This is a genomic window from Streptomyces sp. AB3(2024), from assembly GCF_041862025.1.
Classification (GTDB): Bacteria; Actinomycetota; Actinomycetes; order Streptomycetales; family Streptomycetaceae; genus Streptomyces.
On record NZ_JBGWAB010000001.1, the window covers coordinates 136,955 to 150,587 of the forward strand.

At 72.5% G+C, this 13,633-nt stretch carries 13 protein-coding genes; 6 read left to right on the forward strand and 7 right to left on the reverse strand.

The features are described from left to right. Positions 1 to 18: 18 nt before the first annotated feature. The 4 genes from ACEPPI_RS00640 to ACEPPI_RS00655 all read right to left on the reverse strand — a co-directional run bounded on the left by ACEPPI_RS00640 (position 19) and on the right by ACEPPI_RS00655 (position 3,645). Complete coding sequence (locus ACEPPI_RS00640; protein ID WP_373913263.1) at positions 19 to 675, reverse strand: PadR family transcriptional regulator; 657 nt, start codon at positions 673 to 675, stop codon at positions 19 to 21. A 73-nt stretch (positions 676 to 748) separates the two neighbouring features. Continuing rightward, entirely contained in the window at positions 749 to 1,351 is a 603-nt protein-coding gene (locus tag ACEPPI_RS00645; protein ID WP_373913264.1) for a hypothetical protein, read from the reverse strand. Positions 1,352 to 1,508: 157 nt separating this feature from the next. Then, entirely contained in the window at positions 1,509 to 1,751 is a 243-nt protein-coding gene (locus tag ACEPPI_RS00650) for a hypothetical protein (RefSeq protein ID WP_373913265.1), read from the reverse strand. A 229-nt stretch (positions 1,752 to 1,980) separates the two neighbouring features. Next, the gene (locus ACEPPI_RS00655) at positions 1,981 to 3,645 is read right to left on the reverse strand and encodes a protein kinase (protein WP_373913266.1); all 1,665 of its coding nucleotides are present in this window, start codon (positions 3,643 to 3,645) and stop codon (positions 1,981 to 1,983) included. Between the two features lie 226 nt (positions 3,646 to 3,871). Between ACEPPI_RS00655 and ACEPPI_RS00660 the strand changes: the two genes are divergently transcribed. Continuing rightward, positions 3,872 to 5,482 carry a protein kinase gene (locus ACEPPI_RS00660; protein ID WP_373913267.1) on the forward strand — a complete coding sequence of 537 codons (1,611 nt, stop codon included), beginning with the start codon at positions 3,872 to 3,874 and terminating at the stop codon, positions 5,480 to 5,482. Between the two features lie 73 nt (positions 5,483 to 5,555). Here the strand turns inward: ACEPPI_RS00660 and ACEPPI_RS00665 are convergent, their stop codons facing one another. Both ACEPPI_RS00665 and ACEPPI_RS00670 read right to left on the reverse strand, forming a co-directional pair. Next, a complete protein-coding gene (locus tag ACEPPI_RS00665) occupies positions 5,556 to 5,999 on the reverse strand; it encodes a pyridoxamine 5'-phosphate oxidase family protein (protein ID WP_373913268.1) in 444 nt (147 codons plus the stop codon). 177 nt (positions 6,000 to 6,176) lie between these two features. Then, entirely contained in the window at positions 6,177 to 6,836 is a 660-nt protein-coding gene (locus ACEPPI_RS00670; RefSeq protein WP_030225053.1) for a response regulator transcription factor, read from the reverse strand. Between the two features lie 325 nt (positions 6,837 to 7,161). Here ACEPPI_RS00670 and pdhA point away from each other — a divergent pair, with 325 nt between their 5' ends. From pdhA to ACEPPI_RS00695, 5 genes are all read left to right on the forward strand, one after another. Continuing rightward, entirely contained in the window at positions 7,162 to 8,370 is a 1,209-nt protein-coding gene (gene pdhA / locus ACEPPI_RS00675) for a pyruvate dehydrogenase (acetyl-transferring) E1 component subunit alpha (RefSeq protein ID WP_373913269.1), read from the forward strand. A 5-nt stretch (positions 8,371 to 8,375) separates the two neighbouring features. Then, positions 8,376 to 9,356, forward strand: coding sequence for an alpha-ketoacid dehydrogenase subunit beta (locus ACEPPI_RS00680; RefSeq protein ID WP_373913270.1), 981 nt, complete (start codon positions 8,376 to 8,378; stop codon positions 9,354 to 9,356). A 13-nt stretch (positions 9,357 to 9,369) separates the two neighbouring features. Beyond that, the gene (locus ACEPPI_RS00685; protein WP_373913271.1) at positions 9,370 to 10,842 is read left to right on the forward strand and encodes a dihydrolipoamide acetyltransferase family protein; all 1,473 of its coding nucleotides are present in this window, start codon (positions 9,370 to 9,372) and stop codon (positions 10,840 to 10,842) included. A gap of 129 nt (positions 10,843 to 10,971) precedes the next feature. Then, a complete protein-coding gene (locus ACEPPI_RS00690; protein ID WP_373913272.1) occupies positions 10,972 to 11,910 on the forward strand; it encodes a GNAT family N-acetyltransferase in 939 nt (312 codons plus the stop codon). Between the two features lie 35 nt (positions 11,911 to 11,945). Beyond that, positions 11,946 to 12,710, forward strand: coding sequence for a hypothetical protein (locus ACEPPI_RS00695; RefSeq protein ID WP_373913273.1), 765 nt, complete (start codon positions 11,946 to 11,948; stop codon positions 12,708 to 12,710). A gap of 90 nt (positions 12,711 to 12,800) precedes the next feature. Here ACEPPI_RS00695 and ACEPPI_RS00700 read toward each other — a convergent pair whose 3' ends face one another. After that, positions 12,801 to 13,490, reverse strand: coding sequence for a TetR/AcrR family transcriptional regulator C-terminal domain-containing protein (locus ACEPPI_RS00700; RefSeq protein ID WP_373913274.1), 690 nt, complete (start codon positions 13,488 to 13,490; stop codon positions 12,801 to 12,803). Between the last annotated feature and the right edge of the window lie 143 nt (positions 13,491 to 13,633).

The window sequence follows — 13,633 nt, forward strand, 5'->3', positions numbered from 1 at the left end:
CCCCTGGGAGGGTGTGGTTCAGCCGCGCCGGGTACGGGCGCTGCGGGACCGGACGGCGGTGGTGTCTGCGGCGGGGCCGGTGGCCGGGGGCGCCGCGGGGGCGGCCGGCGGCGCGGGCTCGGCGGCGGCGCGGGCGGCCAGCCGGACCAGCCGGGACTCGGAGTGGTCGAGCCAGCGGGCTTCGGCTTCGGTCTGGAAGATGAGCTGTTCCAGGACCAGCAGCCAGGCCAGGTCGTCGCGTTCGTCGGAGCGGCCGCTCTCGATGGCGGTGACGGCCTGGGCCTTGAGCCGGGTGTAGTCCTGCATCGCCTTGATGGTGGCGTGCCGTTGGGACTGGATGACGGCGCGGATGTCCACGCCGGGGGCGCCCACGGCCATGGCGAGCTTGATGGAGAGCTCGTCGCGGGGCGGGTTGGTGCGGTCGACCGGGCGTTCGTACCACTCGCGGAGTTCGGCGCGGCCGGTGTCGGTGATGGCGTAGAGGGTGTGCCCGGCGGTGTCCTCGCCGCCGGGGGCGACGAGCCCGTCCCGCTCCAGGCGGCCGAGGGTCGTGTACACCTGCCCGACGTTGAGCGGCCAGGTGGAGCCGGTGCGGGATTCGAATTCGGAACGCAGCTGGGACCCGTAGCGGGGGCCCCGTTCCAGTAGGGCGAGAAGCCCGTGACGGATCGACATACTGAGTATGTATACCGTGGCATACCCAGTATGTATACCCGGTATGGTCCGTGCGGCCCGGCCGGTGCCCCGGTCAGCGCCCCTGGCGCAGCCGCACGCCCATGTATCCGAGGCCCAGTCCCATCAGGGCCAGCCCGGTGCCGAGCGGCAGCATGTGTGCGGCCAGGTCGGCGGCCCGTCCGTTGGGTTCCGCGCCGACCGCGGTGACCGCGGAGGGGTGGTTCGGGACGGGCTCGCGGGGGGAGTTCCGGGCGGGGCTCCGGGCGGGGTTCGGGGTGGCGCCCGGGGTGGTGCCCGGGGTGGTGCCCGGGGTGGTGCCCGGGGGCACGTGGGCGGGCGCGGCCGGATCCGGGTTCTGGGGCCTCGGGCGGGCCGGGTGCACCGCGTGGGGGGCCGCGGCGAACTCGGCGGCGGGGGGCTCCTCGGCGGGCCGGCCGGGGTGCTCCCGGCCGACGCCGGCCGCGCTGCCGGCGAGCTCCTCGTAGGCCTCTTCCGGTACTTCGGCCACCACGGCGGCTGTTTTCGCCCCGGCCGTCTTCGCCCCGGCCGTCGTCGCGGCGAGGGCTGCGGGGGCGCGGGCGGGGGGCGGCGCTCCCGCGGGCGCGGCGGCCAGCAGTGCGGCCCCGGCCAGCAGGGCCCCGGCGGTCCAGCGCGGCGCGCGCGGGCGTCGAGTCACGGGGAGTCCCTCCCCTTCCGTGCGGCCGGGACGCGGGGACGCCGGGGCGGCGGGACCGAGCCGTCGGAATCGAGGCGTCGGAATGACGTCCTCAGATTTGCATAATGGGGCAAAACCGGCACCCCGGGCCGTCCGTGAGGGTGGCCCGGAGCGGAGCTCAGTCCTTCGGCGGTGCCTCGGCGACAGGACCTGGTGCCGTGGGATCGGCCGGTGAGGCGGACCCGCACGGCTGCCGGTAGCCGCGGTCGTCGAAGGCCACGGCCTCCGCGCCGACGGGGGAGATGCCCCGGGCGTCGTCCAGCGAGGTGGTCCGGCTCTGCCTGCTGCCCGAACCGTTGGCGTTCAGGCGCCACTGCCGGCAGCGGGTGTGCCCGGCGGTGTCGAGCGTGTAGAGGCGCACGCCCGCGGGGAGGAGCAGTCGGTGCTCAGACGGAAGCGGCGGCGGACGCGGGTGCGACGAGCAGGGCGCCGACGGCGGCGGCCACGGCCGAGACGGTCAGGGAACGGGAGACGGTGGGCAAGGGTTCCTCCATCGTGTGGTGGAGGAACCCTCCCGTGACCGGGGTCCCGGCGCACCGGCGCACCGGCGCACGCGGGGGCGTACGCCCGTGGGGCGCCCCCGGGGTGTCCTACTGCGGGTCGCCGGTGGAGACGATCAGGGTGAACTCCGTCCCCTCCTTGGCGACGTCCGACTCCGCCGCCGGCAGCTGCTCCAGGACGGTGTCCTGACCGTAGACCGCCTCGTCACGGTTCTGGATGACGAACCTCCAGCCCGCGGCCTGGATGCACTCCTTCACCGAGCGCAGGTTCTTGTAGCGGAAGTCAGGTGCCACGACCTTCGAGGCGTCCTTGTAGGACTTCGTGGGGCTCTTGCACTTCTCCAGGGCGATCGTGCGCGAGGTGTCCGGCCCCTTGTGGCCCGCCGCCGCGGGAGCGGACGCGGACGCCGACTTGTCCGGCGCGGCCGTGCCGCCGTCGCCCTGGTCGCCGCCCGAGTTCAGTACCGCGATCAGGCCGCCGATGGCCAGCAGGGCCACCGCGATCGCCCCGACCACCACCGGGGTGTTCCGCTTCCCGCCGCCCGACGAGGAGGCCGACGGGGCGGGCGCCGGGGAGGGGGAGATGGTGAACGGCGGCGGGGTCTGCGGGGCGTACTGCTGCTGCGGCGCCGGGGTGTGCGGGTACGAATAGCCGCCCTGCGTGTGCTGCTGCGGCGGGGGCGTCGGCGCGTACGGGGACGGCGGCGGGGTGTGCGCGCCCGGGTACGGCTGCTGGAGCGACTGCGCCGGCGGTGCCTGGAACCCGGAGTCCACCGGCGGGAACACCGCCGAGCCGACGCCCGCCCCGCTGCCGCCCGGGCCGGCGCCCGGGACGATGACCGGAGCCCCGGTCTGTCCGGCGGACATGACCCGCGAGATCTCGTCCCGCATGGCCGCGGCCGTCGGGAAGCGCTCGTTCGGGTTCTTCTTCAGGGCCCGCGCCACCAGGGCGTCCATGGCCGGGGTGATCGAACGGTTGATGCTCGACGGAGCGACCGGCTCCTCCTGGACGTGCGCGTACGCGATCGCCAGCGGGGAGTCCGCCTCGAACGGGATCCGGCCCGTCAGCAGCTGGAACAGCATGATGCCGACCGAATACAGGTCGGACCGGGCGTCCACGCCCCGCCCCAGCGCCTGCTCCGGCGAGAGGTACTGCGGGGTGCCGACGACCATGCCGGTCTGCGTCATCGAGGTGACCCCCGACTGCATGGCCCGCGCGATGCCGAAGTCCATGACCTTGACCACGCCGCGCTTGGTCATCATCACGTTGCCGGGCTTGATGTCGCGGTGGACCAGGCCCATCTCGTGGCTGGTCTCCAGCGCGGCCAGTACGTCGGCCGTCACCTGCAGCGCCTTGTCGGCCGGCATCGCCCCGTACTGGTGGACGTCCGCGTCGAGGACGGAGCCGAGCGGCTGCCCCTCCACGTACTCCATGACGATGTACGGCATGACCGTGCCGTCGGCGCCGGAGGAGCCGAACGTCACCTCGCCCTCGCCGGTGTCGAAGACCGAGACGATATTGGTGTGCGACAGTTTCGCAACAGCCTGCGCCTCACGCCGGAAGCGCTCGCGGAAGGAGGCTTCGCGCCCGAGTTCGCTGTGCAGGGTCTTGATGGCGACCTGGCGGTCGAGCGCGGAGTCGTACGCGAGGTAGACCGAGGCCATGCCTCCCTCGCCCAGCAAATCCCTTAGCTGGTAACGGCCACCGGCCAGGGAGCCGCCTGCGTACCGGCCCTGTGTGCCGTCCTGGCTCATGACTGTTGCTTCCCCTCGGGCTGTGTCCCTACGCGTCTGGCTGAGCGCATGTCGCGCCCAGTCTGCCGGAGGGCAAGCACACGTCAAGCCGGTGCCCGCTGCGTGACCATGGGGCCACAGGGTGTCTGTGTCCGAACGGTGACCGGTTCGGAGGCTGTAGCGTTCATCGGAGCACCCGATGAGGACCCACCGCTAGAGCGGACGAGAGAGACGACGGCGAGGACTGATGGCACCCGAACCCGAGGGAAACGGCGCCGGGATGGCCGACGGTCCTGAGCACTGGGGCGCCGGCGGCCTGGTGGGCGACGGACGTTACCGTCTCACCCACCGACTGGGCCGCGGCGGCATGGCGGAGGTCTTCGCCGCCGAGGACGTGCGGCTGGGCCGCACCGTGGCCGTGAAGCTGCTGCGCGCGGACCTCGCCGAGGACCCGGTCTCCAAGGCCCGCTTCACGCGTGAGGCACAGTCGGTCGCCGGACTGAACCACCACGCGGTGGTGGCGGTGTACGACTCGGGCGAGGACCAGGTCGGCCCGAACGTCGTCCCCTACATCGTGATGGAGCTGGTCGAGGGCCGCACCATCCGGGACCTGCTGATCAGCGCCGAGGCCCCCGGGCCCGAGCAGGCGCTCATCATCGTCTCCGGCGTGCTGGAGGCGCTGGCGTACTCGCACCAGCACGGCATCGTGCACCGCGACATCAAGCCCGCCAACGTCATCATCACCAACACCGGTGCGGTGAAGGTGATGGACTTCGGCATCGCCCGCGCCCTGCACGGCGCGCAGTCGACGATGACTCAGACCGGCATGGTCATGGGCACCCCGCAGTACCTGTCGCCGGAACAGGCCCTCGGCAAGGCCGTGGACCACCGCAGCGACCTGTACGCGACCGGCTGTCTGCTCTACGAACTCCTCGCGCTGCGGCCCCCCTTCACCGGTGAGACCCCGCTGTCGGTGGTCTACCAGCACGTCCAGGACGCGCCGGTGCCGCCGTCGCAGCTGCCCGAGGGCCACTCGATCCCGCAGGAACTCGACGGCCTGGTCATGCGGTCGCTGGCCAAGGACCCGGACGACCGCTTCCAGAGCGCCGAGGAGATGCGGGGGCTCGTCCAGTACGCGCTCCAGATGCTCCAGGACCAGGGGCCGAACACCGGCACCTGGAACACCGGCCCCGTCACCATGTCGCTCCCGCACGGCCAGCCGGGCGGCGCGGCCACCACGGCCATGCCCGCGGGCGGCAACGGCGGCCCGCGTCCGCAGTACAACGCGCACGCCACGACCTCGCAGTTCCAGCAGCCGATGGTGCCCCCGCTCAACCCCGACGACGGCACGGCCTTCCCCGGCGGCGGTCACGGCGGTCCGGGCAACGGCCACGGCGGGTACAACGGCTACGACGGCGGCTACGACGGCCGTCGCGGCGGCAAGTGGAAGATGTGGGTGTTCGCGCTGCTCGCGGTCCTCGCGATCGCCGGCGGTGTCGCGTACGCGGTGAAGACCGTGGGCAACACCGGCAAGGGCGACGGCGGGAAGCCGGGCACCAGCCAGAGCTCCCCGGGCACCACGCAGAGCAGCCCGAGCTCGACGCCGGACACCCCGTCGAACCCGCCGAGCACCGACTCCGGCGGTTCGCGCGAGGAGACGTTCGCGCCGACGCCGACCCGCACCAAGAACACGCCGAGCACCAACCCGACGTCGTCCTCCGCCACCACCCCGCCGCCGGACACGAAGTCCCCGACGGCCCCGCAGACGACGCCGCCGACGAAGCCGCAGACGACGCCCCCGAAGACGGTGCCGCCCACCTCCGGTGGCGGCGACAACCCGGCCGGCGAACCGCAGTAACCGCGCGATCGGATGTACGGGAAAAGGCCCGGCGGGAATTCACCCGCCGGGCCTTTTTACGTGAATGCGCTGATCAGAGCATGTGCTGGTACTGCCGGTCCGGCAGCGGGCCCCGGTTCCGGCCGTCCGGACGTCCCGCCAGGGTGTGCACGGTGACGAACTGGGGTTCGATACGCATGTAGACGGGGTCGAACACCGCGCCGTCCGCGAAATGCGGGGCTGGACCGAATAGTTCCAGTTCCGCGGTGGTGGGTTCGACGATCCGTGCGGTCCCGGTGAACTGCACCGACCAAAGGTGCGGGTCCGGGGAATTGGAGTTGTCCGCCCCGTACGAGACGACACTGCCGTTGCACGCCTGGTGGTAGCCGAATCCGGCGTGCATTCTCAGCACGACCTCGCCGTCCACCACGATGTGGCGGGCCAGGGCGAGGAAGGGCAGCGCGCGCATGCTCGTGGCGACCCGGCCGTAGGGCACACGGTGCAGCAGTTCGATGGCGTGGAGTTCCTCCGGTGACATGGGGACCACTCTCCGGCACCGACCGGACGTCGGGGAAGAGGATCCAGCCCCGATGATCTGGGACGTTCGTCCCGAATGACACGGCCCGCCCCGTGGCGCCGGAGCGCCGCCGCCCGCAGCGCCGCCGCCCGCCGCCGCTCGAAGGACGGTCGGGCCGGGCCGCAGATCCGCCGGAGGCTAGCGCTTCTCCGCCTGGAGGCGCGCCACGTACGCGGCGGCCTGGGAACGGCGCTCCATCCCCAGCTTCGACAGCAGGCTGGAGACGTAGTTCTTGATGGTCTTCTCCGCGAGGTGCAGCCGCTCCCCGATGACGCGGTTCGTCAGGCCCTCGCCGATCAGGTCGAGGATCTTGCGTTCCTGCTCGGTGAGGTTCGAGAGGCGGTCGTCGCCCTTGCCGTTCTTGCCGTCGCGCAGCCGCTCCAGCACCCGCGCGGTCGCGACCGGGTCCAGCAGAGACTTGCCGGCCGCCACGTCCCGTACGGCGCTGAGCAGCTCGTTCCCGCGGATGGCCTTCAGGACGTAACCCGAGGCACCGGCCATGATCGCGTCGAAGAGGGCCTCGTCATCGGCGAACGAGGTCAGCATCAGGCACTTGATGTCCTCGTTCTGGGAGCGCACCTCGCGGCAGACCTCGACCCCGCTCCCGTCCGGGAGCCGTACGTCGAGAACGGCCACGTCGGGGCGGGTGGCCGGGATGCGCACGAGCGCGTCCGCGGCGGTGCCGGCCTCACCGACGATCTCGATGTCGTCTTCTACCGACAAGAGCTCATGAACGCCCCGACGTACCACTTCGTGGTCGTCCAGGAGGAATACCTTGATTTTTCCGTCTTCGCGCACAAAGTCATCTTCACACACTCACCCCTTCCCTGGCGGGGTTACCCGGGATAACGTGCCGTTGTTCCGGCCCCCTGCAAGGCTGTGACCAGTCGTTGTTCCCGCAGCCGCCGATTTACTTGGATATCCAAGCAAAATCCCAGGTCAAGTGGGGTTTCGCAGTTATGCGACGCACTGGGTAACGTGCATTGCGCAGGGCACTCGCCGGGGCACCTGTCACGCCTGAATCCCGTACGTGCCGTGCACCCACCCCGTGCGCGGGTACGGATACAGGTGAGCCGCACTGGTCCCCGGAGAACCCGGGTGCCGGACCGACGGAGGAGCACACGTGACCGTGGAGAGCACTGCCGCGCGCAAGCCGCGACGCAGCAGCGGCACCAAGCGGGCGGCTGGCGCGGCGAGCGCCCGCAAGACCGCCGCTGCCACCGCACAGCCGCACGACGCCGAACCTCAGCTCGTACAGCTGCTGACGCCCGAAGGTGAACGGGTCGACGCCGGGGACCACCCCGACGTCGCGGAGTTCGCGCCCTTCGTCGCGGACATCACCACCGAGGACCTGCGCGGGCTCTACCGCGACATGGTCCTGACCCGCCGCTTCGACGGTGAGGCGACCGCTCTCCAGCGCCAGGGCGAGCTGGGCCTGTGGGCCTCGCTGCTCGGCCAGGAGGCCGCACAGATCGGCTCCGGCCGGGCCCTGCGCGACGACGACTACGTCTTCCCGACCTACCGCGAGCACGGCGTGGCCTGGTGCCGCGGCGTCGACCCGACGAACCTGCTCGGCATGTTCCGCGGTGTGAACCACGGCGGCTGGGACCCCACCACCAACAACTTCCACCTGTACACGATCGTCATCGGCTCGCAGACGCTGCACGCGACCGGTTACGCCATGGGCGTGGCCAAGGACGGAGCCGACTCCGCGGTCATCGCGTACTTCGGCGACGGAGCGTCCAGCCAGGGCGACGTCATGGAGGCCTTCAACTTCTCCGCCGTGTACAACTCGCCCGTCGTGTTCTTCTGCCAGAACAACCAGTGGGCGATCTCCGAGCCGACCGAGCGCCAGATGCGCGTGCCGCTCTACCAGCGCGCCCAGGGCTTCGGCTTCCCCGGCGTCCGCGTCGACGGCAACGACGTCCTCGCCTGCCTCGCGGTCACCCGCTGGGCCCTGGAGCGGGCCCGTCGGGGAGAGGGCCCGACCCTGGTCGAGGCGTTCACGTACCGCATGGGCGCGCACACCACCTCCGACGACCCGACCAAGTACCGGCGGGACGAGGAGACGGCGGCCTGGGAGTCCAAGGACCCGATCCTGCGCCTGAAGGCCCACCTGCTCGCCTCCGGCGGCGCCGACGAGGCCTTCTTCGAGGAGCTGGAGGCCGAGAGCGAGACGCTCGGCAAGCGTGTCCGCGAGGTCGTGCGCTCCATGCCCGACCCCGACACCATGGCGATCTTCGAGAACGTCTACGCGGACGGGCACGCGCTCGTCGACGAGGAGCGCGCGCAGTTCGCCGCCTACCTCGCGTCCTTCGAGGGTGGGGAGTGACCACCATGGCCATCGAGAAGATGACGATCGCGAAGGCGCTCAACGAGTCGCTGCGCAAAGCCATGGAGACGGACCCCAAGGTCCTGATCATGGGCGAGGACGTCGGCAAGCTGGGCGGTGTCTTCCGCATCACCGACGGACTCCAGAAGGACTTCGGCGAGGAGCGGGTCATCGACACCCCGCTCGCCGAGTCGGGCATCGTCGGCACCGCCATCGGCCTGGCCCTGCGCGGGTACCGGCCGGTCGTGGAGATCCAGTTCGACGGTTTCGTCTTCCCCGCGTACGACCAGATCGTCACGCAGCTCGCGAAGATGCACGCACGTTCCCTCGGCAAGATCAAGCTGCCGGTCGTCATCCGCATCCCGTACGCCGGCGGCATCGGCGCGGTCGAGCACCACAGCGAGTCCCCTGAGACGCTCTTCGCGCACGTCCCGGGCCTGAAGGTGGTTTCGCCGTCCAATGCCAGTGACGCCTACTGGATGCTCCAGCAGGCGATCCTCAGCGACGACCCGGTGATCTTCTTCGAGCCGAAGCGCCGCTACTGGGACAAGGGCGAGATCGACGTCGACGCCATCCCCGGCGAGCTGCACAAGGCACGCGTCACCCGCTCCGGCACCGACCTGACCCTGGCGGCCTACGGCCCCATGGTGAAGGTCTGCATGGAGGCGGCGGCCGCCGCGGCCGAGGAGGGCAAGTCGGTGGAGGTCGTCGACCTGCGCTCGATGTCCCCCGTCGACTTCGACGGACTGCAGGCCTCGGTCGAGCGCACCCGCCGGCTCGTGGTCGTCCACGAGGCGCCGGTGTTCCTGGGCGTGGGCGCGGAGATCGCCGCCCGCATCACGGAGCGGTGCTTCTACCACCTGGAGGCTCCGGTGCTGCGCGTGGGCGGGTTCCACGCCCCGTACCCGCCGGCCCGCCTGGAGGACGAGTACCTGCCGGGCCTGGACAGGGTGCTCGACGCCGTCGACCGCTCGCTGGCGTACTGAGGAGAGCCCTGCCATGACGATCCGCGAATTCAAGATGCCCGACGTGGGCGAGGGCCTGACCGAGGCCGAGATCCTCAAGTGGTACGTCCAGCCGGGTGACACCGTCACCGACGGGCAGGTCGTCTGCGAGGTCGAGACCGCGAAGGCGGCCGTGGAGCTGCCGATCCCCTTCGACGGGGTGGTGCACGCGCTGCTCTTCGAGGAGGGCGTGACGGTCGACGTCGGCCAGGTCATCATCTCCGTCGAGACGGCTCCGGGTGCGGGCGACGCGGGCGAGGCCGCCGCGGTGGCCCCGGCCGAGGCGGCCCCGGCCGCCGCCGTCGCCGCCGAGGAGGAGCCGGCCCCCGAGGGGCGCCAGCCGGTCCTGGTCGGCTACGGGGTCTCCACGGCCTCCACCAAGCGCCGCCCGCGCAAGGCGGCCGCCGGCACGCCCGCGGCCAACGGCACCGGCGCACCGGCGCCCGCCGTGGCCGCGCGGAACGGCAGCGCGGCCCCGGTCGCCCCGGCGGCTCCCGCCGCTCCTGCCGTCTCCGTCCCGGCGCAGCCGGACGGGGAGCGCCCGCTGGCCAAGCCGCCGGTGCGCAAGCTCGCCAAGGACCTCGGCATCGACCTGGCCGTGGTGGTCCCCACCGGGGACGGCGGCATCGTGACCCGCGAGGACGTGCACGCCGCCGCTGCCGCCGCGATCGCCCCGGCGCCCGCGGCCGTCGTCCCGGCTCCGGCCGTCGCCGCGGCTCCGGCCGCCGAGGCGCCCGTACCCGTACCGCAGGCCGTGGAGGCCTCGGCGCGGGAGACCCGGATCCCGGTCAAGGGCGTCCGCAAGGTCACGGCCCAGGCGATGGTCAACTCCGCGTTCACCGCGCCGCACGTCACCGAGTTCATCACGCTCGACGTGACCCGGACGATGAAGCTGGTCCAGGAGCTCAAGGAGGACCCGGACCTCCAGGGTCTGCGGATCAACCCGCTGCTCCTGATCGCGAAGGCCGTGCTCGTCGCGATCCGCCGCAACCCGGACGTCAACGCGTCCTGGGACGAGGCGGCCCAGGAGATCGTGCTCAAGCACTACGTCAACCTGGGCATCGCGGCGGCCACCCCGCGCGGGCTGATCGTCCCGAACATCAAGGACGCGCACGCCAAGACCCTCGGCGAGCTGTCGACGGCCCTGTCCGGGCTGGTCGCCACGGCCCGCGACGGCAAGACCTCGCCGGCCGACATGCAGAACGGCACCATCACCATCACCAACGTGGGCGTCTTCGGCGTCGACACCGGTACGCCCATCCTGAACCCGGGCGAGTCCGCGATCCTTGCGGTCGGCGCGATCAAGCTCCAGCCGTGGGTCCACAAGGGCAAGGTGAAGGCCCGTCAGGTCACCACCCTGGCGCTGTCGTTCGACCACCGTCTGATCGACGGCGAGCTCGGGTCCCGCTTCCTGGCCGACATCGCGGCCGTCCTGGAGCACCCGCGCCGGCTGATCACCTGGTCGTAACGGCTTCGCGGCACGCCTTCCGAGGGGCCGGTACCATGCACGCACGTGCGCGGTACCGGCCCCTCGCGTTCCGCTTCCTCACAGCTGAAATGCCTGGTCAGAGGCATCTCGACGTGTGATCATCGCCGGGTGATCCTCCGCGCTGCCACCGCAGACCCCACCGCCCTCGACCGTGCCGTCGCCTACCGGGCCGACGGCCCCGTCGCCGCCCTGACCGCCGAGCGGATCCGCGAGGAGCTCGCCGCGGACCGGATCCGTGCCGAGTGGATCTGGACGGCCGAGGACGAGGACGGGGAGCTGCTCGCCCGCGCCCTGTGGTGGGGGCGCGCCGACAGCGGGCGGCCCGTCGTGCTCGACTGTCTCCAGGTCCGCGAGGGCGTGGCCGACCCGGCCGGCCTCGCCGCGGGCCTCCTGGAAGCCGGCCACGCCGCCTTCGGCAAGGCCCCGGGCTACAACATCCCGCTGCCCCGCGACTGGCGGTCCGACCCGGCGCGGGCCGCGGCGGTCGCCTGGCGGCGGGAGGCCGCGCGGCGGGCCGGTCTGACGCAGGAGGTCGAGCGCCTGCGCTACGAGTGGACCCCGGCCGCCGGGACCGCCGCACCCACCGGACGCCTCGTCTTCCGCGAGGGCACCGACGAGGAGTTCCTCGACGTCTTCGCCCGGCTCTCCCGGGGCAGCCTCGATGTGAACACCCGGCAGGAACTGGCGGTGATGACGGAGGAGGAGTTCGCCCGGGACGACTTCGACTTCTACCTCGACTGCCCCGGCGAGCGCTCCTGGTGGCGCCTGGCCCACCTGCCCGACGGCACCCTCGCCGGGATGGCCATCCCCTCCGCGACCCCCTACCACCGCAACGTCGGCTACCTCGGCATCGTCCCGGAGCAGCGCGGCAAGGGCCTCATCGACGAGGTCCTCGGCGAGATCACCCGCTTCCACGCCGCCGACGGCGCGGGGCGGATCACCGCGACCACCGACACCGTCAACGTCCCGATGGCCGCCGCCTTCGACCGGGCCGGCTACGAGGTCACCGAGATCCGCCTCGTCCTGGAGGAGCCGGCGGCGGTGTGACGCGGTAACCTCCCCCACCGGGAAGGGGGGTCGGGGTGCCCATCACCGAGTTGCAGGTGTACTCCGTCGAGGAGGCCGACGTCACGGGCGGCGTGTGCCTCGTACGGTGCCTCGGCGGAGTCGCCCGGTCCGGGCAGGTCTACGCCGCCGGGCCGTCGCGGCTCGGGCTGCGCCGCATAGAGCGCCACGGCCGCCCGGCCGACTCCTTCGACGCCGGGCACACGGCGCGGGTCCGCCTGACGGGGGCCGTGGTGGCGCTGCTCAGCCGGGGCCAGGTGCTGACCTCCGTACCGCCCGACGGGCACGCCCTGGCGGAACTGGAGGCCTGGCTGGCCACCGGGCCCCCGCTGGGGGACGAGCCCCTGCCGCGGACCCTGCGCGGCCTCGCGGTGGGCGGGATGCGGGACGACACCCTGCCGGACGCGGTGCGGCTGCGCTGGGGCCGGCTGGCGGTGGCGGCGGCGTACCGCTGCGCGCGGGCCGAGGGAGCCTCCGATCTGGTGCGGGGGATCGACCTGGCCTTCGTACGGAGCTACCTGATCCGGGAGTTCGGGCCCGGACCGGGCGGGGACCCGGCCGCGCTGTGCCGGGCGGCGCTCGCGCTGATCGACCTCACCCCGGCGGAGGCGGCAGCACGGGCCCGGGACTGGCGCGCGCTGCCCCGGGAACGGATCGTGCACCTGAGGCTGATCAGGAACCTCCTGCGGTGGACGGGCGCCGCCCGCCCCTACCTGGCCCCCGGGGACCCGCTGGCCGCGTCGGTGGACGCCTGGTCACAGGTCGCCGGCCGGCTGCCCTGAGGTCCTTCGTGCCCACCGCGGAGCGCACCGGCGCGGTCAGCACCCCGTCCGGGCCGGGCGCCCGGGATCCGAAGCGGCCGTGACGGGCCCTCAGCGGGACCGGTAGGCGCGGAGGAAGGCCGCGACGCCGCCCCGGACGAGGCGGTCGGTCCGGGCCCCGGACAGGGGCAGGACCCCGTAGTGCGAGAGCTGTGCGACGGAGCTGGAGGTCAGCGCCGTGAAGTGGGCGCCCGCCAGCTCCGCGTCGCCGTGCACGTCGATCAGTCCCGCCTTCTCCAGGCCCGCGAGGGCGTCCGCGAGGGCGTCCCCGACCGGGCCGGGGCCCGCGGACTTCCAGGCCGCCAGCACCTCGGGCGGTACGTGGTCGGCCTCGGCGTGGATGTGGCGCACGAGCGCGAAGTGGTCGGGGTGCTTCACCATCACGTCGATCAGCGCCCGGACCAGGGCGGCCAGGTCCCGTTCCAGGTTGTCCGGGTGGGGCGGGCGCCCGGGGTCCAGCAGGGTGCGCACGGTGGCCACGTGGGCGTCCCGCACCTCGCCCGAGCTCCAGGTCACGACGGCCCGGAAGAGCTCCGACTTGCCTCCGGGGAAGTGGTTGTAGAGCGTCCGCGTCGAGACCCCGGCCGCGGCGGCGAGGGCGTCGACGGAGGCGCGCGCGTACCCCTCGCGGCCGAACACCGCGCAGGCGGCGCGCGCGATCGCGATCCGCTTGGCCAGCTTCCGGGGCGGGAGCATGTCCGCCGTCCCCTCCGGGCCGCCGCCCGGGGCTTCCTCCTCCATCGCTCCTCCATCGCCGCTCGCGCCGTTCTCCACAACGGTCGTTGTGGTTCTTACCACGTGCGTTGTAGCTTACTGGCAGGCCAGAGACACAAACCAACCGCCCGGTTCTCCAGAGGGGGGACAGTCAGTCATGTCTGCCGCCG